The organism is Sunxiuqinia sp. (assembly GCF_055140945.1).
On sequence record NZ_JBSQYS010000033.1, the window covers coordinates 1 to 25068 of the forward strand.

Below are 25068 nucleotides of genomic sequence, written 5' to 3' on the forward strand. Positions count from 1 at the left end.
AACAGGTGGAAGCCAGCGATGGAGTGGTTCGGGCATTAAAGGCGATCCGTGAGGTCAATGAGAAATATAAAGCCGAACATATTACAGATATCCTGATTGGTAAAAATTCCGCTGCTGTGAGATCATTTAAACATGATCACCTGAAAGCTTTTAACTCAGGACATGATCACAGTGCCCGTTTTTGGAATGCGGTGTTTCGGCAAAGTATGATTGCGGGTTTAATTAATAAAGATATTGAGAATTATGGGCTACTTAGGATAAATGAAAAAGGCCATCAATTTATCGAGAAGCCTGAATCATTTTTATTGGTTCGGAATCATAATTACGAAGAGCAGGAGGAAGAAGCTGGCTCTTCAGGTGGAAGTCCTTCAGGCGGAACCGGCGGAGACATGGAGTTGTATAAAATGCTTAAAGATTTAAGAAAGAAAATTGCCCAAAAGCATAATCTGCCCCCATTTGTTGTTTTTCAGGATCCGTCGTTGGCTGATATGTCTATTCAGTATCCGATATCATTGGATGAGTTGAAATTTATTCAAGGTGTAGGCGAAGGTAAAGCAAGACGATATGGCAAGGAGTTCGTCAAATTGATCAAGTCGTATGTTGATGAAAAAGGTATTGAGCGTCCGCAGGATTTGGTTGTAAAAACAGTCGCCAACAAATCAAAACTTAAAGTCTTTATTATACAGAGTATTGATCGAAAGTTATCGCTTGACGACATCGCACACTCAAAAGGCATTGAATTGAAAGAGCTGATTACAGAGGTAGAAGCAATCGTTAATTCGGGAACTAAAATCAATATCGATTATTATATTGATGATGTGCTGGATGAAGATCATCAGGAAGAAGTTTTCGATTACTTCCGCGAAGCCGAGGATGATTCGGTTGAATCGGCGTTGGATGAATTAGGCGAAGATGAATACTCCGAAGATGATGTTCGTTTGATGCGGATTAAGTTTATGTCGGAAATGGGAAATTAGATTGTGAACATTATTGATCGAATAGAAAGGGCAAGTTCGTTAAAAACTTGCCCTTTCTATTTGTGTTCCCGTTATGTCTTTATTTTTTGACTTTGCTGCCGGGATAAACTTTTAATGCTTCCTCAAGTACTTTTAACGCTTTGCCCAGGTCGACTTTGTTAAGCACGTAGGCAATTCTTACCTGATCTTTCCCTTGTCCCGGAGTGGTATAAAATCCGGAGGCTGGAGCCATAAAAATGGTTTGGTTTTCATACTCAAAATCACTGAGTAGCCAGGCACAAAATTTATCGGCATCATCAACCGGAAGTTGAGCGACGGTATAAAAAGCCCCCATCGGAATGGGTGAATATACGCCGTCAATTCGGTTTAGTCCGTCAATTAGGAATTTTCTACGGCTAACGTACTCGTTGTAGGAGTCCATCAAATAATCATCCGTATATTCCAAAGAGGCTTCAGCAGCAATCTGACCAACCAATGGCGGACTCAAACGAGCCTGGCAAAATTTCATCACATTTTTTCGAACAGCTGCATTTTTTGTAATTAAGGCTCCAATTCGCAAGCCGCACTCACTGTATCGTTTAGATACGGAGTCAATCAAAATGACATTTTGCTCAATGCCTTCCAAATGAAATGCTGAAATGTAAGGGGCACCGGTGTAGCAAAATTCACGATAAACTTCATCCGAAAATAAATACAGGTCGTACTTTTTCACTAAGTCACGAATCTTGTTCATTTCCTGCTGGGTATATAAGTAGCCCGTCGGATTGTTGGGATTACAAATCATAATCCCCTTAGTTTTCGGAGTGATCAGCTTTTCAAATTCTTCAATCGGAGGCATTGCGAAACCTTCTTCAATTTTCGCCGGAACAGATCTAATCTCTGCACCGGCAACAATTGCAAATGCTTCGTAATTAGCATAAGCTGGCTCAGGCACAATAATTTCATCGCCGGGATCAAGGCAGGACATGAAGGCAAAAGTAACTGCTTCGCTTCCACCAGTTGTGATAATAATATCCTCTACATCAACATAGATGCTAAACTTGTGATAGTAATTCGCCAACTTTTGCCTTAATGTTAAAATTCCTTCACTGGGACTATACTCCAGAATTTTTCGATCAATATTCCGAATGGCGTCCAATGCTCTTTGGGGAGTTTCCAGATCGGGCTGACCAATATTTAAATGATACACCTTGCGCCCAAGTTCTTTGGCTTTATCAGACAGCGGAACAAGCTTTCTGATAGGGGAGTCAGGCATTTTATTTCCTCGTATTGATGTTGTTGGCATGTTGTAAAATAGTTTCGCTAAGTCGGCAAAGATACGATTAACAATCTTAAATAAAAACAAACTTTTTTGCAGTAATTTGATGTTTTTTATTCGGAATGACTTCGATTTTGATAGCTTCTCATGAAAGACTATTAATTCGCTGTAATTTTTTGAAAGCAAGGAAGTAGGAATGTATATTTTCTTGTTTTTTGTCATACTTTAGAGAATAGCAATGGCCTACTTTTGATTTATTAGAAATTCATATTTAAATAACAATAAGATGATAGTTGGAGTACCCAAAGAGATTAAGAATAACGAGAATAGAGTCGCGCTCACTCCTGCCGGAACCGCTGAAATGGTCAAAAACGGGCATGAAGTCTATGTTCAGGCTTTGGCTGGTATGGGCAGTGGTTTTACTGATGAGGATTATATGTTTGCAGGAGCTAAGCTACTTCCAACCATTGAAGAAGTTTATGCTGTCGCTGAGATGATTATTAAGGTGAAAGAGCCGATTGAACCCGAGTATAAGCTGATTCGAAAAGGGCAGATTCTTTATACTTATTTCCATTTTGCATCTTCAGAAACCTTAACACAGGCGATGATTGAGCGTGAAGCAGTTTGTTTGGCATATGAAACCGTAGAGTTGGACGATCGCTCGTTGCCTTTGTTGATCCCCATGTCGGAAGTGGCCGGTCGCATGTCGGTACAGGAAGGGGCCAAGTATTTAGAGAAAACCTATGGTGGATATGGAGTTCTGCTTGGCGGAGTTCCCGGGGTTACCCCAGCTAAAGTGCTAATTATTGGCGGAGGGATTGTTGGTACCGAAGCGGCCAAGATGGCTGCCGGTTTGGGCGCTGATGTAACCATTATGGATGTTAGTTTAAAACGTCTTCGTTACCTGGATGATATTATGCCGGCGAATGTGAAAACCATGATGAGTAACGAGTTTAATATTCGCGAAATGGTACAGTCACACATTTTGATAATTGGAGCAGTTTTGATTCCTGGAACAAAAGCGCCAAAACTGATTACCCGAGACATGCTGCCAACAATGCGTCCAGGGACGGTAATGGTTGATGTAGCTGTTGATCAGGGGGGCTGTTTCGAAACGACCACGCCAACAACGCACGACAATCCAAACTTTGTGATTGACGATGTGATTCACTACTGTGTGGCAAATATGCCGGGAGCTGTTCCGCGCACATCAACTCTTGCGTTGACCAATGCAACCCTGCCAAATGCTATTGAGCTGGCCAATAAAGGCTGGAAACTAGCGTGTAAAGAAAACGGTCCGTTGCGCAAAGGACTAAACGTTGTGGAAGGTAAAGTGGTTTACAAAGGTGTTTCCGATGCTTTCGACTTGCCTTTTGTAGCCGTTGATTCTGTTTTGTAAGAAAAGATAATTACTGATACAAATAGGATGTCCGAAATTATTTCGAACATCCTATTTTCATTTCCAGACAAACCTGAAGGGATGTTCTGTTATCAACCCCAAATTTTTCACTTCCAATACGGGTTTCCTATTAATCATGAACTCTCCGCACTTTTTTCTATCTTTGCGCCTCAATTGAAAATGCTTTTAATCAGTCAATACGATGGAATACAAATTCGGGGACATTGAGCCAAAATGGCAAGCCTACTGGGAGGAAAATAAAACCTTCAAAACTCCAAACGATCTTACAAAACCTAAATATTATATTCTCGACATGTTTCCCTATCCATCTGGAGCAGGATTGCATGTGGGACATCCTGAGGGCTATACAGCCACCGATATTATCAGCCGTTACAAGCGGATGAAAGGTTTTAATGTGCTTCACCCGATGGGGTGGGATGCTTTTGGATTACCGGCTGAACAGTATGCCATTCAAACAGGAACACACCCGGCAGTTACTACGCAGAAAAACTGTGACAATTTCCGTCGACAGATTAAAACACTGGGCTTGAGTTATGATTGGGATCGTGAGATTAATACAACGGACCCCAAATACTTCAAGTGGACACAGTGGATTTTTACAAAACTGTACAACACCTGGTTTGATTACGAGCAAGGAAAAGGTCGGCCAATTGGTGAACTGCCAATTCCTGAAGAAGTGAAAGCTGAAGGAGATGCTGCGGTAAAAGAATACATAGGTAAAAAACGTTTGGCATATTACGACAACGCGCAGGTTTGGTGGTGCGAAAACTGTAAAACGGTTTGTGCCAACGAGGAAGTTTTAACTGATGGTTCGCATGAGAAATGTGGAAACAAAGTGATTCGCAAAAACCTGAAACAATGGTTGCTTCGTATTCCGCACTATGCACAGCGTTTGCTTGAAGGACTGGATGATTTAGATTGGCCTGAAGGTGTAAAAGACATGCAGAAAAACTGGATCGGAAAATCAATCGGAGCAGAGGTTGATTTTGCTGTTGAGGGATTGGCAGAAAGCTTACGTGTTTATACCACTCGTCCGGACACCTTATTTGGAGCAACGTACATGGTGGTTTCTCCCGAGCATTCGATGTTGGATGCGTTGGTTGTTGATGAGAAAAAAGAAGAAGTTAAAAAATATTCACAGGCCGCTTCGTTAAAATCGGACTTAGACCGAACTGAGTTGGCTAAAGAAAAAACAGGCGTATTTACCGGGCGTTATGCAATTAATCCGGTAACCGGAACACAAGTGCCGATTTGGGTAGCCGACTATGTATTGATGGGCTATGGAACCGGAGCCATAATGGCTGTTCCGGCACACGATACGCGTGACTTTGAATTTGCAGAGAAATTTGACATTCCTGTTACCTGCATTCTCGATCCGAAAGATGCTGAAGAGGAAACACGCGAAAAGGTATTGGCAGGTAAAGCTTGTTGGACCGAAGATGGTGCTTACGTTAATTCATCGAGCGACAAAACCGGGCTTGATATTAATGGATTGAGCAAAAAGGATGGTATTGCGAAAGTAACCAGCTGGCTTGAAGAGAAAGGTATTGGAAGTGCTACGACCAATTTCAAATTGCGCGATTGGCTGTTTAGCCGTCAGCGTTATTGGGGTGAGCCATTCCCCGTTATTCACTGGGAAGATGGAGAGGTAACCGTTGTAGAGGATGACCTGCCGGTAACTTTGCCCGACATGGAAAAATTTGAACCCGGAGATGGCGGTGAGTCACCGTTGGCAAATGCCGGAGACTGGCTAACCGTGGAGGATAAAAATGGCCGGAAAGGTCGACGCGAAACCAATACCATGCCTCAATGGGCAGGTTCGTGTTGGTATTTTTTACGCTACATCGATCCAAAAAATGATGAGCAGATTTTTGATCCGAAACTGGAAAATTACTGGATGCCTGTTGACTTGTATATTGGAGGTGCCGAGCATGCCGTACTTCACTTATTGTACTCTCGTTTTTGGCACAAAGTACTGTTTGATTTAGGTGTGGTTTCCACTGATGAGCCCTTCAAAAAACTGTTTAATCAGGGAATGATTTTGGCTTTTGCATACGAAACACAAACCGGAGCTAAAGTTACTTCAGACTTGGTAGAAGAAAAGGAAGGGCAGTATTTTCATACTGAAACCGGAGAAGAATTGAGGCAGATTGTAGCTAAAATGTCCAAGTCGTTGAAAAACGTTATCAATCCGGATGATGTGGTTGAGAAATATGGAGCTGATGCTCTTCGACTATACGAGATGTTTATGGGGCCGCTGGATGACACCAAACCGTGGGCTGAAAATGGTGTAAAAGGGGTGTTTGGATTTCTAAGCCGTGCCCATCGTTTCTTTGCAAATCCTGATCATATTGTGGATGGTGAAGAGGACAAGGAAGTCCTGAAATTATTGCAGCAAACCATTATTAAGGTGGGCGACGATATTGAGAACCTGAAATTCAATACCGGTATTTCTGCTTTGATGGTTTTCAACAACCTGGCCATTAAAAAAGGCAAAGTGACCAAAGCAACAGCGGAAACTTTTGCAACTATTTTGGCGCCATACGCCCCACACCTGGCCGAAGAGCTTTGGAGTATGTATGGCAACAAAGAAACATTGGCATACGAGCCATGGCCTGTTGCCGACGAAAGTTTGTTGGTGGAAGATAGCCACGAGTATCCGGTTTCATTCAATGGTAAAATGCGTTTCAAAATCGAGTTGTCACTGGATATGCCTCGGAATGAGGTTGAAAAATCAGTGTTGGAGCATGAACTGGCTCAGAAATGGTTGGACGGCAAAACACCCAAGAAAGTGATTTATGTTCCCAAGAAGATTATCAATGTTGTGATTTAATGAAAAACTTCGATTGGAATAATTGAGGTATTTGTTCGATAAAATGATATTTTGAATCGTGATAAAAGGATGACATCTTCTTGAAAGATGCCATCCTTTTTTGTTTCTTGCCTTTTGGTCATGAGAATAAATTCAATTATGAAAACTTTATTCGGCGATTGCTGTTTGGTGTTTAGTTTCTGTATTATTAGGTGTTCCATTTGCTGCACTTGGCACTGTAGGTGTAATTAAAGGTGTGCAGCTCCTCTCAAATGGCAAGAAATTTGATCCCTCAAAATGGGAATATTCTATTTCTTACCGCTTACCGTTGGACGCTCGAAGGCAGCCTTAATATTCGTTGAGTTTATGGAAGTTTTTATCGGGTTTGTTTATTCACTATTTAGAATCTGAATAAATTCTGAATTTAAGTGAATGAAATGTATCGATCATGTTCTACAGCATAAAAAATATCTACATTTGCGGTCTGCATTAAAAACGAAGGACATGGCGTATATAAACAATGTAATGATCATTCGGCACGAATTGATGGCCAGATTGGTAAAATTGTTTAAACAGAATGAGTTAAGTTCCAAAATCGATGAGATGCCGGTGGAGCTGTATCCGAAAAGCCGGGAAGCCCGTGGGCGCTGCTGTATTTATAAAGAGCGTGCAATTACCCGCTATAAAATGCTACCGCTTTTGGGCTTTGAAGTTCCGGAGGGAGATATCGATTCATACCGATTAAATAACTACGCAGAGAAAGCGTTGTCGCGTGAAAAACTATCAGATAATATTTTAACGGTTGTTGATGAAGCCTGTACCTCATGTGTTCAGGCAAATTACGTGGTAACCAATTTATGCCGCGGTTGTGTGGCAAGTCCATGCGTCATGAATTGTCCAAAGAATGCGATTCGCTTCACTCCAACAGGTCAAACGGAGATTAAAGCAGATGAATGCGTAAACTGTGGTCTCTGTCAAAAAGCTTGTCCTTACCATGCCATTGTTTATATTCCTATTCCTTGCGAAGAAGCCTGTCCGGTTGGTGCCATCAGTAAAAATGAAAATGGTATAGAGCAAATTGACGAGGATAAGTGCATCTATTGTGGAAAGTGTATCACAGCTTGTCCTTTTGGTGCCATTTTCGAATTGTCGGCCATTGTTGATGTGTTGAAGGCGATTGAGCAAAAGCAACAGGTTATTGCCATGGTTGCTCCGGCTATTATGGCCCAGTATCAGGAAGCACCGGGACAAGTGTTGGCCGCTATTCAGGAAATTGGCTTTAGCGAAGTGGTTGAAGTTGCACGTGGAGCCGAGAAGACGGCTCGTCATGAGGCCGAGGAATTGAAAGAAAAGCTGGAGCGAAATGAATCGTTTATGACCACTTCTTGCTGTCCGTCGTATGTTGAGACGGTTCGCAAACACGTTCCAGAATTGGAAGCTCATGTGTCGCACACTCCTTCGCCAATGGCTTATACTGCTGAAGAGTTGCGTGAAAAGTATCCGGAAGCAAAACTGGTTTTTGTAGGACCTTGTGTAGCTAAACGAAAGGAAGCTCGTGATTTAGGCTCTGTGGATTTTGTGTTGAGTTTTGAGGAGTTGGATGCTATCATGGAAGGCATGGAAATTCATCCCGATAAAATGGATGCTGCCAAGTTGGATAGCTACACGCTTGAATCTCGCGGTTTCGCGCAGAGTGGGGGAGTTCTGAAGGCTGTTTTAGCCGAGAAGCAGGTGGCAGACTTTTCGTACGAACAGATTGATGGCATTGACAAAAAGGCTGTCAAGCAACTTCAATTGATGGCGAAGGGAAAAAACCATTCTCAGTTTTACGAAGTCATGGCTTGTGAAGGAGGTTGTATCAATGGTCCCGGAGCCAATGTGAAATCAGCAAAAGCCAAAAAGTACTTTATTCAGTCGCTACGAACGATGTCTTAATAGTCTTGTTGTTAAGAGAGAATATCCGTATGTTTACCTCATGTCATTAAAAGTCATTCAATAGTCATTAAGTTGTTTTGAAACGATAAGTTTCAATGGAATGACCTTGATGACAAAACTTGACAGCCATAAAAGAGTAGATGGGTAAATAAGCGGACAACCATTAAAGATATTTAGTCAGGTGTTTGGATTAGTTTTTCCGAATCAGCAATAGTCCATCTCGCAACGGAATGATGGTTTGGCTAACTCGTGGGTCATTCTTTACTTTTTGGTTGAACTCAAGAATGCCAATCGTCTGCTGATCATTTGGATCTGGTTGTTCCGTAACTTTTCCATTCCATAAAATATTGTCGGCAATGATCAGTCCTCCCGAAGGTACTTTACCGATTACCAAATCAAAATAGCCGGAATATTCCCGTTTATCACCATCAATAAATACCAAATCAAATTGTTCGTTAAGCGATGGAATCACGATCTCCGCATCGCCAATATGTTGGATGATTTTAGTCGCCAGCCCGGCTTTTTGAAAGTACCTCAAAGCCATGCTTTCCAACTCATCATTGATTTCGATGGTATGTAGTTGACCCCCTTCGGCTAGGCCTTTTGCCAGACAAATAGCCGAGTAGCCGGTAAAAGTGCCGATTTCCAATATTCGTTTGGGTTGAAGCATCAGACTAAACATGTTCAGGATTGTCCCCTGTAGATGTCCGGATAGCATGCGTGGTTGGAGTACGTTCAAGAAGGTGTCGCGTTCCAGCTCTGTTAGTACCGGGTCTTCCTCATCAATGTGAGCCAGAATATATTTTTCCAATTCAAGATCGATTTCCATTATTCGTAAGTTAGGATACTTAAACGGTTTTCATCAAAAATTTCATTGGCAATCTCCCAAAGCTGTGCTTCAGTAATGGCTTCAATCTTTTCATAGATTTTTGGCAGGCTGTCCACTTTATTATACAGTAAAAAGCTTTTCCCGAGTGTAAGCATCAAATCATCACGGTTTTCGCTCGATAAGGCAATTTGGCCAATCAGTTGCCTTTTGGCTTTGCTTAACTGCAGCGTTCCCAGCTTTTTGTTCTTCAGCAAACGAAACTCTCTGTTTACCAGCTTTAGTGCCCGATCTAAGTTTTCGTGTTCGGTTCCAAAGTAAACATTAAACTGGCCGGTGTCGGAATAAGCTGTATAGCTCGATTCAACGTTGTAAGCCATTCCATGGCGCTCACGTAAGGTCAGGTTTAATCGTGAATTCATCGATTGCCCTCCTAATATGTTATTGAGTAAAACCATGCCCATGCGTTTTTCGTCTTGCGCATCATAGGCAATATTCCCAATCACACAGTGGGTTTGAAACGTGTCGCGTTTTACTTGTTTTACGGCCGGAGTGTAATGGTCAAAAAGTAGTCTTTTGTCTTGGCGCAAGCGTGTAGGGATTTCAGCGAAATATTTCTCAGCTAATGCCAGGAACTTTTCAAACGAAATATTGCCCACCGAAGCTAAAACCATTTCATCGGTGTGGTAGTTGTTCTGCAAAAAGCGAAAGATGTCTTCCTGTTTAAATGATTTGACGTGCTTGGGAGTTCCCAGGATATTGCGGGCAATAGGATGTCCGTCAAATAGTAATTCATCAAAATCGTCAAAAATTAATTCACTTGGGCTGTCTTTGTACGAGTTGATTTCTTCGAGTACAACTTCTTTTTCGCGCTCCAGTTCTTTAGCTGGAAAGGTGCTGTTCGTAATGATGTCACTAATAAGCTCCATGCTGCGGTCGTAATATTTGTTCAAAAATGAAGCATAAACCGCTGTCTCTTCTTTCGAGGTGTAGGCATTTATCTCACCGCCAACATCTTCAATCCGGCTGATGATGTGGTACGCTTTGCGTTTCTTCGTTCCCTTAAAAATGACATGTTCAATAAAATGGGCGATTCCCTGTTCTTTTGTTAGTTCATCCCGGGAGCCGGTATTTAAAATGATGCCAAAATGAGCAGCGGGAGATTCAACTTGTTGGTGAATCAACCGAATACCATTGGGAAATATATGGGTATTTATTTTCACGTTCGCTTAAATTTGGAGTGCAAAAGTAGAAAACGTAACCGGATTTTCAATTGATAAATCAATGAAAAAGAAAAGGTTCTGAACGAAGGTTAATTTTTTTAGTCTTTATCGCTGAAAAATTGTTTTGTAGTTAAATATTTTGCCTTATATTTGCCACCGCTAAACGCAAAAGGTGCCATAGCTCAGTTGGTAGAGCAACGGACTGAAAATCCGTGTGTCCCTGGTTCGATTCCAGGTGGCACCACCTTAAAAGAACACAATCATCTAGAACCGAACACTTTAACAGTGTTCGGTTTTTCTTTTAGTAAATATTTAGAAAATCCACCGGTTTTTACGGGTGATCCGATCCGTGATCCGCATTGAGCAACTCATTACTTACCCCAAAAGAAAAATCCTTCCATAATCAATTGATCAATAGAAGGATTCGTTTTCTGTAAGAGGTCTCTGGCGGATTCGAACCTTAGTCAGCAAGTTGTTGTATATCTGCACCTTAATCCAATCTGTTTCTTAGAACTCACCGTATTATTCACTGATCATTTTACTTTGATTTTAATTGATGGCCAATGAATGTTACAAACACAAATTTAGATATTTCATACAGATTACAAAACCTGACTGTTGCCAAAATGGGTAATTTTAACGTTGCGATTAACTATCACTTCATAAATTAGTGATATGGCTTCAATTCAACTTGAAAAAAGGCCTTTCGGTCTGGAGGGCTTTTAATTTTTACCATTAAAAGAGCTGGTTATACCGTGCAGTTACAGTATCTCCGGCTATAAATTGGATACGTAAAACTTGTGTTTTAACAGCATGGTAGTTGGCCTTAATGGACGAATGAGAACTTTTCAGCAATGTAAACATGGACAACACAGCGGGCATATGGATTACTAAGGCAAGAGGCTAATCTACACCACCGTCAACAGTACTGTCCCATAAGAAAACCGCCCACTTTCGGGCACCAAAAGTAGAATCTTGTCATTCACTTTCAGTCGGCCGGATTTGTATAGGTCATTGAGAGCAGCGAAGATAGATGCGGAGGCGATGTTTCCAATTTCAGTGAGGTTGGTGAACCATTTTTCTATGCCCAGATCGATTCCCCTGGCTTCGATTTCTTCGGCTAACTTGCCATAGAAAAACATGGAGGACACGTGGGGGATGACATAGTCTATCTCGGAACTGTCTACCCCGTGTTTTTGCAGGCATTGCTCGAGATGGTCGACCCAGTAACGAATAATATTGGGCTTTAGTAACCGAATATCCTGCTTGACCGTAAATACGGAGCGGTTGATCAGCTCCGGACTTTCAAATTCCTTCCAGCTTTTCAGTTCGCCATCACCCCTGAGCTCGGCACCCATAAACATGCAGGTTGGAAGCTCATTGGCGTAGGAGGTCATTTCAATCCATTCAATTTTGAAAGACAAACCCGTTTGGTTTTTCTGGTCTGACAGCAAAACAGAACTGCTTCCGTCACTTAACATGAATCGCAGGAAACCTTTTTCAAAAGCCATGTAGGGATCTTCTCCCACCTGGGCGCAGTGTTCGTACTCTTCTTCATAATTTTTGGACTGTAGCGTAGGGGAAGCCAATTCTGAAGTTGAACAGACGGCTTTTTTTGAAAGCCCTGAAGCAATACTCATAAAGCTCACTTTCAGCGCTTGCAGACAGGTCAAACAGACGCCTGCGCAGGAATAGATTTCCATCGGTTTGTTTTTCATCAGCCCGTGAACCATAGAGGCATGCGAAGGTAGCAGCTGGTCTGGGTTGCCGGTGGCGCAAGCCAGAACATCCAAATCATCGGGTATCTTTTCATCAGGGAAAAGTTTTGTGATTGAACGAAACGCCAATTCTGCGTTCGTGTGTGTAATCTTTTGATTTTCATCCAACGCATAATACCGGGATCGAATGCCATTTTGCTTTAATACGATACGTTTTACCCGGGATGGCTTTCCATTGATCAGGCCAAGATAGCGTTCCATATCATCGTTGGAAACAGGAGCGTTGGGTAAGAATTTATTGACTGAGGTAATAAAAACTTCTACTTTCATGGGATTAATTTATACTGATTGGTATGTAAAAATAATAAGTTTTACATACGCGTGCAAGAAAGTCAGCTAAGATTTTAGTCTCAATTGGTTGTAGAGGTCCTTGTAGAGTGTGAGCAATTCTTCCGTATCCAGCCCGTAGGACAGGCACCGGTCGAAGGCAAGCCCCAGAAAGCAACTCCGAAAAAGGACAGCATAATGCCTGGGATCTACCTTCTTTATTTCTTTGGTTTGGATGGCCCGGCTGATTACTTTTTCCCAAAGATTGATTTCGACAATCGAATGCTGGGTCATGATCTCGGAAAAATTGGGATAGATGCGTGAAGCCTGTATGTATAAAGAGAAATACTGCTTGTAGATATTAACCACAGACAGGGACAACATCCTGGACATGGTGGTGTTTATCCCCTTGACATACCGGTAGATAAACTGCTCCAAAGTAAGATCTTCTGAGAAGACAAATTTTTCATCAGGATCCTGCTTTTTAATGATGTAGGTGTCAATAACGGCGATGAATATCTCTTCCTTGTTTTTGAAAAAGTAGAATATCGCACCTCTTGTTTTACCAACCGCTTCTTCCAAATCCGAGATACTTACTTTTTCGTAGTTGTGATTTAAAAACAATTTGAAAGCTTCTTCAATAATTCGGTCTTTTGTAGTCATAACAGCATTGATCTATAGATTACAAACTTACGTAAAAAGCTTGATTTTCTGATGGATTCGGAAAACTTTTATGCGTAAAGAACGATAAGTTTAGTATTCATTGAGTGGTGTTTGCCATAGTAGAAGTATCCGGATTGGAGAATTGATCCGCTATCGAAAATTGAAAAAACATGAAAACAAAAAGGTCTGTATATAAGAATTAAATTTAATCGCTATTCATTTTTTTATTTGTTTATGTAATTTTATTTCATAAATTTGAAAACCGTACATGTGGTATGTTTTGCAAATGGACATTTTAAGAACTGGCTTTTGCTAAGTGACCAACCTTTGGTGGGTCTTTTTTCATTGAGTTTTGTTAAATTGATTCCTTTTTAAAGGAAGCTTAACACCCACCTGTAGTAATAAAAATCAGGGGTCAATCCTTTGATATCACCGTGAAGATACTGTTGGATTCGGAGAAGAGTTTGGGACACAAAAATCTTAACGATGAGCAGAAGATGGATGATCAAGCCGAAAAAGGGCCGATTTCTTCCGGGTAGCCGTTACCATGCTGGTGAAATGAAGTGGTTTATCTTTTACCTGCGTCCCCGTTCAGAAAAATTGGTCTATAAACTTCTCCGGAGTCTCAGTTATGAAGTATTTTTTCCAACCGTCCGTTCGCTGAGGGTTTGGAAAAACCGGCAGAAGAAGAGGATCACATTGCCGCTGTTCCCCAATTACCTGTTCGTATACACCTATGCGCATGAACTGTACAATATCAGATGCCAACCCAGAGTGGCGACCTGTGTTTCCAGTGATGGGAAACCAGCTACGATTTCCAGTCAGGATATCGCAGGAGTCAAGCGCATGTTGGGAATGGATAAAACGATCACCGTTGAAACGACATTCACCAAAGGGGAACCCGTCAGGATCGTATCCGGACCTTTAGCCGGGTATGAAGGCGTACTGATTCAGCAGAATGGAAGAACACGGTTTGGTATCCGGCTGGAGGCCATCAATTATACCGTCCTGGTCGATATAAGCCGGTCAACTCTGGAAAAGCGATGATAAGATCTCGGTTGTGGCTGAGGTGTTGATATAATTAATTTAGGCATGAAACAAGCATATGAAAGTCTCCAAAAGCGACTTGCCGTGACAGTTCGGGAGAAGGATCATTCGCCAGCTGGCGGATGGTGAGTTCCATCGGATGCTATTGGAAGTTTTAAATACGATCAGATGAAAAAACACAGCCTGTACGATGTCGTTTTTCAATTGCGGCCCTTGCCCAAAAAACTCACTGACAAAACATATGTTGATGAGTTGATCGCAGCCCTTGATGAGCGGTTGACGGTCACGGAACATCGTCACCGCTATTTGCTGTTAAACGCCGGTCATGTTTCCGACTACCTGTATTTTGTAGAGCGAGGCATCGCCCGGGGTTTTTATTTCGACAAAAAGGCCGGGCGGGAGCTGACTGGTATTATTTGGAAGGAACAGAGCATTGTCTGTGACCCGGTCAGCTTTTTTCAGCGAAAGGTTTCGGATGTCAATATCGAGGTGATGCGTGGCAGCCTACTCATCTCCATCTCATACAGGCAGTTGCAGGATGTGTACAAAGCTTTTCCGGAGGCAGAGGTTTTCAGCCGATGCATTTCCCTCCAGTACGCCTATTATCATGCGCAACGGGTGCGCGAGCTTGTGGGCACTACGGCCTGGGAGCGTTACCGGCGCCTGGTGGACACACACCCAGGTATCGAATTAAAGGTATCCAAGGCAATCATCGCTTCTTATTTGAATGTTACTCCTCAAACGCTCAGCCGGATGCTGCAACAGCATGGGCATCCCTGACATGGCTGGTTTTAAGCAGCCAGGTTATTTTCCCGTGATTGCATCTTTAACCGTGTATATGTCTTTATTCATAGTTCCTCGTTTTATCAATCATGATTTCTTCCGGGATCACGGTCCTTTGAGCAGCTTCATTCTTACCAAAGGATAAATAAATTCTTATCATAGGATAAGTCATTTCTTAACTGATATTCAGGTGTTTCTTGATTTAGGTTCAGTAGAAAGAGCAAGCGCTTGTCTAACTTTGGAACTGCGCTGGATGCTGGATTCTAGATGTTGGATGCTTGCAGCCTTTGTCCCTGCATACTGACTGAATTCTAAGACTGAACACTTGATGCTTGAAGCTTGAAGCTTGTAGCTTGAAGCTATTATTCTACCGAAACTCAAATTGAAAAAGTAAACCCATGGAAAAGTCCCTGCCAAAATACCGCTCCGTAATTATCCGGACAGCCAGTTACCTGTACATCCTGCTATTCGTGCATGCTTCTGTCAGTAAGCTGCTGGATTTTGAAAACTTCCGGGTGCAGCTGGCCCAGTCGCCCTTGTTGAGCGCCTATGCCGGGTTGATCGCCCCGGCTGTGATTGCCCTGGAACTGCTGCTGGTGCTGCTGTTGTGTTTTAAAGCCACGCGCCTTGCCGGGCTGTATGCTTCCTTCTTTTTAATGGTAAGCTTTACGGTTTATATCTACCTGATTTTAAATTTCAGCGATTTTGTTCCCTGCTCGTGCGGCGGTATCATCGAACAGTTGGGATGGACCGAGCACCTGGTTTTTAATTTGGCTTTTGCCGCGCTGGCCGTGGTGGCGATTGTGCTGGCCGAAAAAGCCAAAGGCACTCACGCCGGCGTAGTGCTGTTTAAAAGCGTACTACCCTCCCTGGCAGCGGCGGGCATAGTTGTGGGGCTCTTTTTATCGTCCGAATACATCATTAAACAGGAAAACAATTTTATCCGCCGGTTCGGGCAACACCCCATCCGGGATGAAAAATCCCTGGATCTGGGAGCCAATTCGTATTATTTTGCCGGAATGGCCGACGGACAGATTTACCTGGGAAACACCACCGCCCCTTTGATCCTTACGATCGTAGACACCGCATTAACGACAAAAAAGTCCATTAAAATCCGTTTGGACAATACCGGGCACCCCTTTCGCTTTATCCAGGCACAGGTAAAGCCTCCCCATTTTTATTTGTATGATGGCACGGTGCCGGTGATTTACCGGGGGCAGCTGGGCGATTCGCTTGCCCGCACCATCAGTCTGGAAGATTGCTATTTCTCCCAATTGCAGGTGACCGATTCCCTGAACTTCGTTTTCCGGGCCCAAAGCAGCCAAAGCAAATCGCAGGTATTGGGGCGGCTTCATCTCCACCAAAACCCGAAAGTAAGCCTGAATGAAACGCTGCTGGAAAAGCAGTTGGACGGCATGTTCGACACCGACGGGCAGTTGCTGCGGGACGATGTGGCCGGGGAACTTATTTACGTCTATACCTACCGCAACCAGTTCCTGGTGATGGACCGGGAGCTGAACCTGTTGCGGAAACTGCATACCATTGATACCACCTCCCGGGCGCAGGTACAGGTGCGTGCACTCTCCGACGGGAGGCACAAAATGGATGCGCCCCCATTGCAGGTTAATAAAACGCAGGCGGTACACGGACAAATATTGTTTAACGCATCCATGCTCATGGGCAAATTCGAATCGCGCGAGCAGTGGAAGCGGGCAACTGTTGTCGATATGTACCTGACCGGAAAACAGGAATACCTAGGCAGCTTTTATGTACATGGCCGCGGGAAAAACAAGCTGTCTCGGCTATTTGCCACGGATAAACACGTGTTTGTTTTGTCCGGAAGTGAAATCGTGCGTTACCGTTTTGCGCAGGCGGTGGCGCGGCATTTCAAAACAGGGGAAGCCGAAAACCTTGAACAGAGTAGGCAATAAATTAATTTTTTCTGATTATGAAAAAGTTAAGAAGTATCTATCTGCCGGCTGCCATTGTATTGATGGGAGTTGGCGCCGCTTTGGCAAGCCATAGCGCAAAAAGTTCGGATGATGCCTTGGAAACCGGGTATTATATCGACAGCGCTACCAGCCAATGTGTCGAATCGCCGAAAGCGTGCAGCACTGAGCCAGGCAATATCTGTACATGGACAGACCCTGCAACCAGTACCAGTCACAACCTGCGACAGCTTGATGGTACCAGTTGCGGAGCTTTACTGTTCGAACCGGTAATGCCTTAGCAGTTAGGGAGGGCGTTCTACGGGGCGCCCTCCCTTTTTATCCCTTTTTCAATCCACCCGGTTTCCGTTTCTTCCCCCTTTAAGAAATAATTAAACCAGTCCAGAATCCGGGTGGTCAGGTCAAATTGATTCTGCGGCTGTTGCAAACCATGTCCCTCTTTTTTATAAAACAGCGCGATCACCTCTTTTCTGTTCCTGCGCAACGCGTTGTAAAAGGCCATGGAGTGATCGCTGGTCACATTCTGATCTTCCAGTCCTGACCACAGCAGCACAGGTGCATTCACTTTCTCTGCATGATAAACCGGGTTGTTTTTAAAATACAGGCCTTTATCCGAGGAGAAAGGCTTTCCCAGTCTGTAGTTGTTGGCTTCAATCCGCACATGATCAGGAAAACGAAAGTTATAATTAAAGGCATGGGAAGCCCAAATGATATCGCTGTGGCCGGAGCCGGAGACATAAGCAGCAAAGCGGCTGGAACGCGTAGCAATGTAACTGGTTTCATAGCCCCCAAAAGAGTGCCCGATCAGGCCGAACCGGTGTTGGTCAATCACGGGGTTGCCTGCCAAAGCATCCAGGGCATGGTTCACACAATCCAAAGCATCGATGCCCGGTCCCGCTTTTCCCTGTATCAGGATATCCGGCAAATACACAAAATACCCGTTTTCAAGCAGCAGCCGGATGTTAAAACCCAGACCTTCGTAATAGGAAGGATAGAGGTAGCGGTTGCGCGCCTGGTTTTGTTTTTCGTAAATATGCACGACCATGGGATATTGTTTTGAATGATCAAAGTTCAACGGATAATACAAAATACCTTTCAAAGGAATGCTGTCGCTGTTGGTATAGGAGATGATCTCCTGTTTGAGGGACAAGATGGCCGTGTCTTGCCGGTTGCTTTGGTACAGCACCCGTTCCGGTTTGCCCATCGCTTTATAAACCAACCGGGGCGGCAGGTTGTAATCCTCTTCCAACCAGGAAAAACAGGTAAACGCCGGGTTGTAGTTCAGGGATTGGATGCGTTTGGCCGTCGGGGATACAATTGTCTTATACTGGCCATCTTTCCATAAGATGTAAGTGCTCCTGTTTTCCAACGGCTCATACAGCTTAATCACCAAAGGCTTATCCGGGCTGACTGTTCTTTCAGAGAAATTAAACCCCCGCAAGGTCGTGCGTGAAGTTCCGTTCAGGATTGTTGTTTGATATCCTTCGAAACTGTTCCATTGGACAAGTTCTTTTTGCTCCGGGTTATAACGCCACAGCCCGCCATCGCCGTCAAACAGCACCGTTTTGCCATCAGCCGTAAAATATGGAGTTTTCAGCTGGCCACCACCAACCGTCTCTGCGGTGCCGGATGGGATGTGGTAAACCTGCCAGGTGTTGTTTTTAAAGTACAGGGCATAGTGACCATTGGGGGAAATATATAACCGGGAGGAGATGGTATCAATCACCGTGTAAGTATCACTTATCCGGTTGTAGCGGCAGATTTTCAGCGGTGCCTTTTCCCGGGTATAATCCTCTAGCAGATAAGGGTCAAGGCTCAGGAAAAAACGTTCATTCCCGATGTTGGCGCTTTTGGTGAGCTGCTTGTTTCCCAACGGTTGAAGCTTTTTGTTTTTCGGTTCCCAGATACAATAGACCTCCCGGGTAGACGGAAGAAATTTCTCTTCCAACCGGTTATCGTTCCCATACCAGATGTCAACCGGAGAAGTGTCATCTTTCGGCTGGTGTACCCACAGTCGTAAAAAATAAATACTCCCTTCGCTGATCACATCAGTAAAGGCCCGCTGAAATGGCATGGACGTTATCTCGTTTAAGGACCAGGCGGTTTTTGTATTGAAGTCCAGGTACAGTACTTCAGGGGACGAACCTTCCGGGTTTTGCTGGTGGACCATCATCCCTTGCTGGTGGGCATCGACTTCCAGTGAAGTAATTCTTTGGGACGTTGTGTACACCTTTTCTGTTGTTTTGTCGTTGAGCCGGAAAACATCAAAAACAGGTTCCGGGTTTTCAGTGACCGCGTAGATGTTTCCATTTCCGGTAAGGTAGAACTGGCTTACATGCTCCAGGGTATTGATCAGTGTTCCGTTCGATTCCCTAAGGTCAAGCCGGTTGTTTTTTTCCTTGTTATAATGCAGCACAAATTGGTTATTGCTTTTTAGCGCCTGCATTCGTTTCACGGCAGTAAAATAGCGGCTTGTTTGTTCCCGGAGGTTCAGTAATTCCGTTTGCAGATCGTTGGATAACAACAGATGGGTATTCCCGACAAAAGCCATATTCCGGACCTTTTTCCGGTATCCTGCCAGTTTGGGTTTGCCGGATTTTCGAAGGTCAAAAAACAGGACGGTGTCCTTGTCCAGGTCACTTTGATCCCAGACAGGAATCCAACTTTGTTTGCGTATGGTCATCCAGTTCCCGTCCTCAGACAGGAGTGGGGCGGTCAGGTTGTGCGAGGGTTCAGCAAGGCCCCCCTGCGGGCTGGGGGCTTGGTTTTGCGCTGTTAATTCCCGGCCTGCCGCAAGCAGCAGGCACAGGAATAACAACACCAACAAGGAATAGAAGGATCTCATCGTTAATAGCCGGGGTTTTGCGGGTTAAGGTTTGGGTTCATGAGCAACTCGTTTTGGGGTAAGGGCCATAGCTGGTCATCATCTTCCCAATTGGGTTTTACGGCGCTTAGTTCATCCAGACGACCCAGGCGTTTCAGATCAAAAAAGCGGTGCCCGGACTCGGCGAAGAATTCGTGGCGCTTTTCGGCCAGCAGTTCCGTAATAAAATCCTCCGCGGACAAAGAACCCAAGGCGTCCAGCCCGGCCCGTTCGCGGGTCGCATTCAAATAAGGCAAAGCCTCATCTACGCGGTTTTGTTTAGCCAAAGCTTCAGCCAGGATAAAATACACCTCTTCGAGACGGAATACGATGGAGTATTCATTGGTATTGGTTCCATTTGCGTTATTCTTGTATTTAAACGGCCGGTACCAGGAATCGTCGTTAAAACTGACCGGAGTCATCCACGCCTGCTTGCGCAGGTCATCCCCGGCAAAGGAGCCAACCAAATCTTCGGCCAGGGCATAAGCATGGGGCGCGGCACCTGTAAAATAATAAAAAGAAGCTTCCCGGGTGGCATCCCCGCTGTTTTGCGGTTTGAGTTGCCAGAGAATATGGGTTCCGCTTTTATGAAATACTTCGTCCAGATCGGGCTGAAACTGGTATAGGGGCGATTGCAGGATACTTTCGGCTGTTTGCCCTGCCAGGGCCCATTCTTCCTGAAGCAAATAAATGCGGGACAGCAACAGTTCGGCTGCCTTACGGTTGGGGTAAATGCGTTCGGCGTTGCGGTAGTTGTCTTCCAGCAGGGTGGCGGCTTCTTTTACATCCATCTCCAGTTGCTCCAATACGGCAGAAGCTTCTGTTTTGCTTAAGCTGCGGTTGTGTTCATAGTCCAGGCTGGTGGTGTAAGGAATATCGCCAAATAGCTGTTGCAGGTAAAAGTAGATCAGCGAACGCATAAGCAGCGCTTCTCCGGTAATACGGTTTTTATCCCCATCTGACAAAGCCGTTGAGTGCTGCGTCCCGTAAATAATGGCATTGGCATAGTAAATTTGCTGGTAAGCCGTCTTCCATACACTCGCGATGTACGTATTGGTTTCCAGTTGCTGGTTTTGATACAAATCCCAGGTCCCGTTCTGGTCGTGGTTATGGCATTCCAGGTTGTCGGCATAAGAACCGGCCAGCGTGCTCAGGGTATAATACCCGGCGCCGGAGACAACAGACTGGTCGCGCAAGGCGGCATACAAACCGGCCAAAGCCGCATTGGCAGTCCCGGCATCTTCAAAAACCTGTGCGGTGCCCAGTTGGTTCGTGGGATCATCCACTTCCACCAACTCCTCGCAGGAAGCCAGTAACAGCGCCCCGAGGAAGAAAAAGAGATATCGTTTTTTCATGTTTTTTGTTTTTAAAAGTTCAACTGCACCCCGAAAGCCCATGTCTTCAATGGCGGCAAATAACCGGTTAAAACAAACTCCGGGTCCACGCCAAAATAATCCGTTATCGTCAGCAGGTTTTGGCCCTGCACGTAGAATCGGACATCCTGCAAATAGCCGTTGACAGGCAACCGGTAGCCGAGCTGGACATTTTTTAGCCGGATAAACGAGGCGTCGCCAATGGTAGCGGTACTGCCCCGGAAATAGCCCAGTAACTGGTAGATCGCCGGATGGGCGCCTGTCGTGTATGGCATGTACCGCCCGTCCGGGTTGTCTTCAGACCACACATCCAGCAACTCCACCGGTTGGTTATACATCACCCCGGGGTTGGGCAGCAGCGCGTTGTAGTTCTGCTGCCGTTGGTTGACAAACTGGAACAAAAACGAAAACTCCCATTGCTTATAAGTGAACTGGTTCGACCAGCCGCCAAAAAAGTTGGTCCCCACTTCTTCAATCACCTGGTTGTCGTTGGGCGAAGAAATAACGCCGTCGGTATTATAATCTGTAAATACATAACGGCCGGTTTCAGGGTCGATGCCTTCGTAGTTGTAAACCTTCACAATGGAAGTCGGGTAGCCCACCACGTATTGGTTGGCATAGGTAGAGCCTTCCAGCCCGGGAAATTCCACCAGCTTGTTTTCCGGGAAGCTGATGTTGAAATTGCTGCTCCAGCGAAAGTGTCTGCCGCTGATTGGCGTGGTGTTCAGCTCCAGTTCCAGCCCCTTGTTTTCCACCGTGGCGGGCAGGTTGGCCTGGATGCTGCTAAAGCCCGTGGTGCCCGGCAGCGGGATGCCCACCAACTGGTTGCCTGAACGGTTGCGGTACCAGGCGGTATGCAACTGCACCCGGTCATCCAGGAAGCCCAGTTCCAAAGCCACTTCCAGCTTGCTTGTTTTTTCCCAGCTAAAGTACGGGTTGTGTAGCCGCGAGGGGTACAGGCTGGTACTGCCGCCATAGCTGGTGCTGCTTACCGTGTAGGTGTCCAGGTGCTGGTAGTCGCCAATCAGGTCGCTGCCGGTCACCCCATAGCTTCCCCTGAGTTTGCCGAAGCTCAGCCAGGAGCTGCCGGCAAGGAAGTTTTCTTCACTGAACAGCCAGGCGGCGCCCACGGCCCCGAAATTGGCAAAACGCTTGTCGGGCCCGAAGCGGCTGGAACCGTCCCGGCGGCCGGTCAGGTTCAGGATATACCGGCTTTTATACTGGTAGTTGATCCGCCCGAACACCGCGGCATATTTGTATTCGGTCTCCTGGTCCTGTGCCACCGTCACCCGTTTTGCGGCCGCCATATTGGTGATCAGGGCATTGGTTTCAAAACCAACACCGGACAGGCGCAAGCTTGAAGTTGTCGTTTGCTGGTAAGTGCCCCCGACCAGCACATCCAGCTGATGGTCGTTAAACGTATGGCTATACTGCAACTGGGGTTCGGCCAGGTAGGAAAACCGGTGGCTCCGGTTTTTAGATGCATTCGAACTGGCCGGGGTAATCCCATAGGCCGGGTTGTAGATGGTATGGGGACGAAGGACAAGTTCTTCAAAAACCTGGTGGCTCATGCCCCCGTTGAACTTGACAGCTACGGAAGGCAACAATTGGTAGCTCAGGTGCAGGTTGGAATTGCCGGTTTTATTCTCGTTGAAATAGGTGCTTTCGTAAGCCGCCACGGGATTGGTAAAGGTGTTGTTTTCCCAGTTCAGGCTGCCGTCTTCGTTGTACAATGCCGGGGCATTGGGGCTCAACCGGAGGGCCTGGCTGGTGATGTCTGTTTCAACCAGGTTATTGGATTGGGCTGAAAACTGCGCGGAAACGTTTAGCGTCAGCCGCTTGTCGTCAGAGCGATGGCTCAGGTTCCCCGATACATGATCGGTTTTGTACCGGAAATCGTCAGAGAATACCGTTGTTTGTTCGTTATGGCTTCCACTGATTAAAAAGCTGGTGTTTTCGCTGCCCCCGCTCAGTGAGAGTTGCACGTTGGTGTTGACTGCTGTTCCGCCAATCAGTTCGTCCTGCCAGTCGGTATAACGGGTTTCATCCCAGGTGCCGTTCACATCATAGGCGTTGGCCGGGTAATTGGTTAGCCCGTCGTTAATATAAGCCTGCCGGCGCATGTCCAGGTATTGCTCCGTGTTCATCAGTTCCATCTGGTTGGCCACCCGGCTGATTCCGTAGCTGCTGTTGATGCTAAACGCGGTTTTACGGCCTGCCTTTCCTTTTTTGGTGGTGACCAGGATGACCCCGTTGGCGCCGCGCGAACCATAGATAGCCGTGGCATCGGCATCCTTCAGGATCTCGATGCTCTCAATGTCATTGGGGTTAATGGCGCTCAGCGGGCTGATTTCGGTATAGGGCAGAATGCCACCAGATAACGGAGCCGGCGTATCAGCACTGACCGGCACCCCGTCAATAATATACATGGGGTAATTCCCCGCCCGGCGCAGGCTGTTGGTGCCGCGAATCTGGATCGAGTAGCCACCGCCGGGAACTCCGCTGCCCTGGGTAATGTTCACCCCGGCCATACGGCCCTGTACCGAGGAGAGCACATTGCTTACCGGTTGGTTTTCCAGCTCTTTGGCCCTGACCCGGGCAATGCTGCCGGTGCGCTCGCGATCTTTGACGGTGTAATAACCCGCATTAATAGTTACTTCCGAGAGGGCGGTGATGTCTTCGGCTAGTTGGACATCCAATTGCGTTTGTCCATCAAGGAGGACTTCCCGGGTTTTAAACCCGACAAAGGAAAAGGAAAGCACAGCGCCTTCCGGGGCGTTTTTTAATACATAGGTTCCATCGGCACCGGTTATGGTGCCGATGAAGGTTCCTTTAATGGCGATGCTGACGCCCGGCAAGGGTTCACCGGAAGTATCGGTTACCTTGCCGATAATGGTAAGGGGTTCTTGCTGGAACCCTTCCGGGAACAAGCCGGAATCCCCCGCAGGGAAAACCGGCTGTCCACCAGCCCGTACAGGCAGGCCCGGGCCAGTTAGCAGGAACAAGCACACGCACAAGGCGACCATGTAAATACCCGATTGGGTTTTGGTTATTTTTTTCATGTGTTAAATTGTTTGGTTATAAATTGTATAATCTTCGTAAAAGGCAGTAATCCAGATTAAACACAAAGACACCAAGTCACAAAGGATTTGTTATTGGACTAATGAATTTGTCACCTCGTGAGTTCGTGAGTTCGCGCCCTCGTACCCTCGTGACATCGTGACTTCGCGCGTTCGTACCTTCGTACATTCGTCCCTTCCGGTTAGAAATAGGCATGGCAAGCCCATGAAGCAGAAAATAGCATTCATACTTTTACAATTTTGTGTGTTTAACCGAAGGTTGGTGTTTCCCCAAAACCCCCAGGGTTTCGGAAAACCCTGAAGGTTTACAGACGGGGGGCATTGATGCTGCTGCCCCTGAGTTTACGGGGCATGTCGGGGAAATAAAAAGCGTTTAAAACGAGGCATAATACATTCGTTTTGGGGTTAAAAACTGTTTTGTGTCTCGTGTGATGGGGAGGCGGCAAAGCCGCGTGCCAAAACCGGTAAGTTCAGGCGTGGCCATAAAAAAGGCGTGGACCTGACTTACCAAATCGAGGTACTGGTATACCGTGGAGGATAAGCAGGCCCACGCCAATATCGCTAAATATGACGTGAGCATCTTTACTTATTCGTCTCCTCCGTTGAAAATTACCAGTTTTCGATTTGAGACATCAAGTGCGAATGCTTTATAATATTAATGAAGCGTTCGCAAAAATATATAATTACAATACAATCATGAACAAAGATAAACAAATATTTGATAATTCGGATTTCAGTCCGAATTATTTTAGCTTATATCGGCTTTATTTGCTTGTATGAAAGATGCAAATAGAAAAATTGTTAAATTCATCCG

General features: G+C 45.4%; 16 protein-coding genes and 1 tRNA gene. 9 read left to right on the forward strand and 8 right to left on the reverse strand.

Features of this window, described 5'->3' with window-relative positions:
- Window positions 1-977: RQC domain-containing protein (locus ACTB00_RS14545; RefSeq protein WP_463300646.1), on the forward strand; the 977-nt coding region annotated here is incomplete at its 5' end.
- Window positions 978-1056: 79 nt separating this feature from the next.
- Here the strand turns inward: ACTB00_RS14545 and ACTB00_RS14550 are convergent.
- The gene (locus ACTB00_RS14550; protein ID WP_463300647.1) at window positions 1057-2457 is read right to left on the reverse strand and encodes a pyridoxal phosphate-dependent aminotransferase; all 1401 of its coding nucleotides are present in this window, start codon (window positions 2455-2457) and stop codon (window positions 1057-1059) included.
- A 64-nt stretch (window positions 2458-2521) separates the two neighbouring features.
- Between ACTB00_RS14550 and ald the strand changes: the two genes are divergently transcribed.
- The 3 genes from ald (at window position 2522) to ACTB00_RS14565 (ending at window position 8402) form a co-directional block, all read left to right on the forward strand.
- Window positions 2522-3634 (forward strand): alanine dehydrogenase, encoded by a 1113-nt coding sequence (ald, locus tag ACTB00_RS14555; protein ID WP_463300648.1) that lies wholly within the window; start codon window positions 2522-2524, stop codon window positions 3632-3634.
- A 202-nt stretch (window positions 3635-3836) separates the two neighbouring features.
- Window positions 3837-6488, forward strand: coding sequence for a leucine--tRNA ligase (leuS, locus tag ACTB00_RS14560; RefSeq protein WP_463300649.1), 2652 nt, complete (start codon window positions 3837-3839; stop codon window positions 6486-6488).
- 483 nt (window positions 6489-6971) lie between these two features.
- The gene (locus tag ACTB00_RS14565; RefSeq protein WP_463300650.1) at window positions 6972-8402 is read left to right on the forward strand and encodes a monomeric [FeFe] hydrogenase; all 1431 of its coding nucleotides are present in this window, start codon (window positions 6972-6974) and stop codon (window positions 8400-8402) included.
- Window positions 8403-8592: 190 nt separating this feature from the next.
- On the opposite strand, the gene ACTB00_RS14570 is transcribed toward ACTB00_RS14565, so the two are convergent.
- Together ACTB00_RS14570 and ACTB00_RS14575 are read right to left on the reverse strand one after the other, a co-directional pair.
- On the reverse strand, window positions 8593-9231 hold the full coding sequence (locus ACTB00_RS14570; RefSeq protein ID WP_463300651.1) for an O-methyltransferase: 639 nt from the start codon (window positions 9229-9231) through the stop codon (window positions 8593-8595).
- Window positions 9231-10451, reverse strand: a complete 1221-nt coding sequence (locus ACTB00_RS14575; protein ID WP_463300652.1) for a M16 family metallopeptidase — start codon at window positions 10449-10451, stop codon at window positions 9231-9233. The genes ACTB00_RS14570 and ACTB00_RS14575 overlap by 1 nt, the downstream gene beginning before the upstream one ends.
- Window positions 10452-10622: 171 nt before the next feature.
- Between ACTB00_RS14575 and ACTB00_RS14580 the strand changes: the two genes are divergently transcribed.
- Window positions 10623-10695, forward strand: a tRNA-Phe gene (locus ACTB00_RS14580).
- A gap of 664 nt (window positions 10696-11359) precedes the next feature.
- On the opposite strand, the gene ACTB00_RS14585 is transcribed toward ACTB00_RS14580, so the two are convergent.
- Entirely contained in the window at window positions 11360-12499 is a 1140-nt protein-coding gene (locus ACTB00_RS14585) for a beta-ketoacyl-ACP synthase III (RefSeq protein ID WP_463300653.1), read from the reverse strand.
- Between the two features lie 66 nt (window positions 12500-12565).
- The gene (locus ACTB00_RS14590; protein ID WP_463300654.1) at window positions 12566-13159 is read right to left on the reverse strand and encodes a TetR/AcrR family transcriptional regulator; all 594 of its coding nucleotides are present in this window, start codon (window positions 13157-13159) and stop codon (window positions 12566-12568) included.
- A 486-nt stretch (window positions 13160-13645) separates the two neighbouring features.
- Here ACTB00_RS14590 and ACTB00_RS14595 point away from each other — a divergent pair, with 486 nt between their 5' ends.
- From ACTB00_RS14595 to ACTB00_RS14610, 4 genes are all read left to right on the forward strand, one after another.
- Complete coding sequence (locus tag ACTB00_RS14595; protein WP_463300655.1) at window positions 13646-14206, forward strand: UpxY family transcription antiterminator; 561 nt, start codon at window positions 13646-13648, stop codon at window positions 14204-14206.
- A gap of 168 nt (window positions 14207-14374) precedes the next feature.
- A complete protein-coding gene (locus ACTB00_RS14600; RefSeq protein WP_463300656.1) occupies window positions 14375-14986 on the forward strand; it encodes a Crp/Fnr family transcriptional regulator in 612 nt (203 codons plus the stop codon).
- A 401-nt stretch (window positions 14987-15387) separates the two neighbouring features.
- Complete coding sequence (locus ACTB00_RS14605; RefSeq protein WP_463300657.1) at window positions 15388-16920, forward strand: MauE/DoxX family redox-associated membrane protein; 1533 nt, start codon at window positions 15388-15390, stop codon at window positions 16918-16920.
- 17 nt (window positions 16921-16937) lie between these two features.
- Window positions 16938-17219: a DUF6520 family protein gene (locus tag ACTB00_RS14610; RefSeq protein ID WP_463300658.1), complete on the forward strand. Its 282-nt coding sequence runs from the start codon at window positions 16938-16940 to the stop codon at window positions 17217-17219.
- A gap of 17 nt (window positions 17220-17236) precedes the next feature.
- On the opposite strand, the gene ACTB00_RS14615 is transcribed toward ACTB00_RS14610, so the two are convergent.
- The 3 genes from ACTB00_RS14615 to ACTB00_RS14625 are packed head-to-tail and all read right to left on the reverse strand — an operon-like array spanning window position 17237 to window position 24236.
- Window positions 17237-19783: a S9 family peptidase gene (locus ACTB00_RS14615; RefSeq protein ID WP_463300659.1), complete on the reverse strand. Its 2547-nt coding sequence runs from the start codon at window positions 19781-19783 to the stop codon at window positions 17237-17239.
- A gap of 2 nt (window positions 19784-19785) precedes the next feature.
- Window positions 19786-21156 carry a RagB/SusD family nutrient uptake outer membrane protein gene (locus tag ACTB00_RS14620; protein ID WP_463300660.1) on the reverse strand — a complete coding sequence of 457 codons (1371 nt, stop codon included), beginning with the start codon at window positions 21154-21156 and terminating at the stop codon, window positions 19786-19788.
- Window positions 21157-21167: 11 nt separating this feature from the next.
- Entirely contained in the window at window positions 21168-24236 is a 3069-nt protein-coding gene (locus tag ACTB00_RS14625) for a SusC/RagA family TonB-linked outer membrane protein (RefSeq protein WP_463300661.1), read from the reverse strand.
- Window positions 24237-25068 lie beyond the last annotated feature (832 nt).

Bases quoted from the DNA above. Each gene is read 5' to 3' on its own strand.
- ACTB00_RS14550 (WP_463300647.1), bottom strand. From the start codon at position 2,457: ATGACAAAAAACAAGAAAATATACATTCCTACTTCCTTGCTTTCAAAA.
- ald (WP_463300648.1), top strand. From the start codon at position 2,522: ATGATAGTTGGAGTACCCAAAGAGATTAAGAATAACGAGAATAGAGTC.
- leuS (WP_463300649.1), top strand. From the start codon at position 3,837: ATGGAATACAAATTCGGGGACATTGAGCCAAAATGGCAAGCCTACTGG.
- ACTB00_RS14565 (WP_463300650.1), top strand. From the start codon at position 6,972: ATGGCGTATATAAACAATGTAATGATCATTCGGCACGAATTGATGGCC.
- ACTB00_RS14570 (WP_463300651.1), bottom strand. From the start codon at position 9,231: ATGGAAATCGATCTTGAATTGGAAAAATATATTCTGGCTCACATTGAT.
- ACTB00_RS14585 (WP_463300653.1), bottom strand. From the start codon at position 12,499: ATGAAAGTAGAAGTTTTTATTACCTCAGTCAATAAATTCTTACCCAAC.
- ACTB00_RS14590 (WP_463300654.1), bottom strand. From the start codon at position 13,159: ATGACTACAAAAGACCGAATTATTGAAGAAGCTTTCAAATTGTTTTTA.
- ACTB00_RS14595 (WP_463300655.1), top strand. From the start codon at position 13,646: ATGAGCAGAAGATGGATGATCAAGCCGAAAAAGGGCCGATTTCTTCCG.
- ACTB00_RS14600 (WP_463300656.1), top strand. From the start codon at position 14,375: ATGAAAAAACACAGCCTGTACGATGTCGTTTTTCAATTGCGGCCCTTG.
- ACTB00_RS14605 (WP_463300657.1), top strand. From the start codon at position 15,388: ATGGAAAAGTCCCTGCCAAAATACCGCTCCGTAATTATCCGGACAGCC.
- ACTB00_RS14610 (WP_463300658.1), top strand. From the start codon at position 16,938: ATGAAAAAGTTAAGAAGTATCTATCTGCCGGCTGCCATTGTATTGATG.
- ACTB00_RS14615 (WP_463300659.1), bottom strand. From the start codon at position 19,783: ATGAGATCCTTCTATTCCTTGTTGGTGTTGTTATTCCTGTGCCTGCTG.
- ACTB00_RS14620 (WP_463300660.1), bottom strand. From the start codon at position 21,156: ATGAAAAAACGATATCTCTTTTTCTTCCTCGGGGCGCTGTTACTGGCT.
- ACTB00_RS14625 (WP_463300661.1), bottom strand. From the start codon at position 24,236: ATGAAAAAAATAACCAAAACCCAATCGGGTATTTACATGGTCGCCTTG.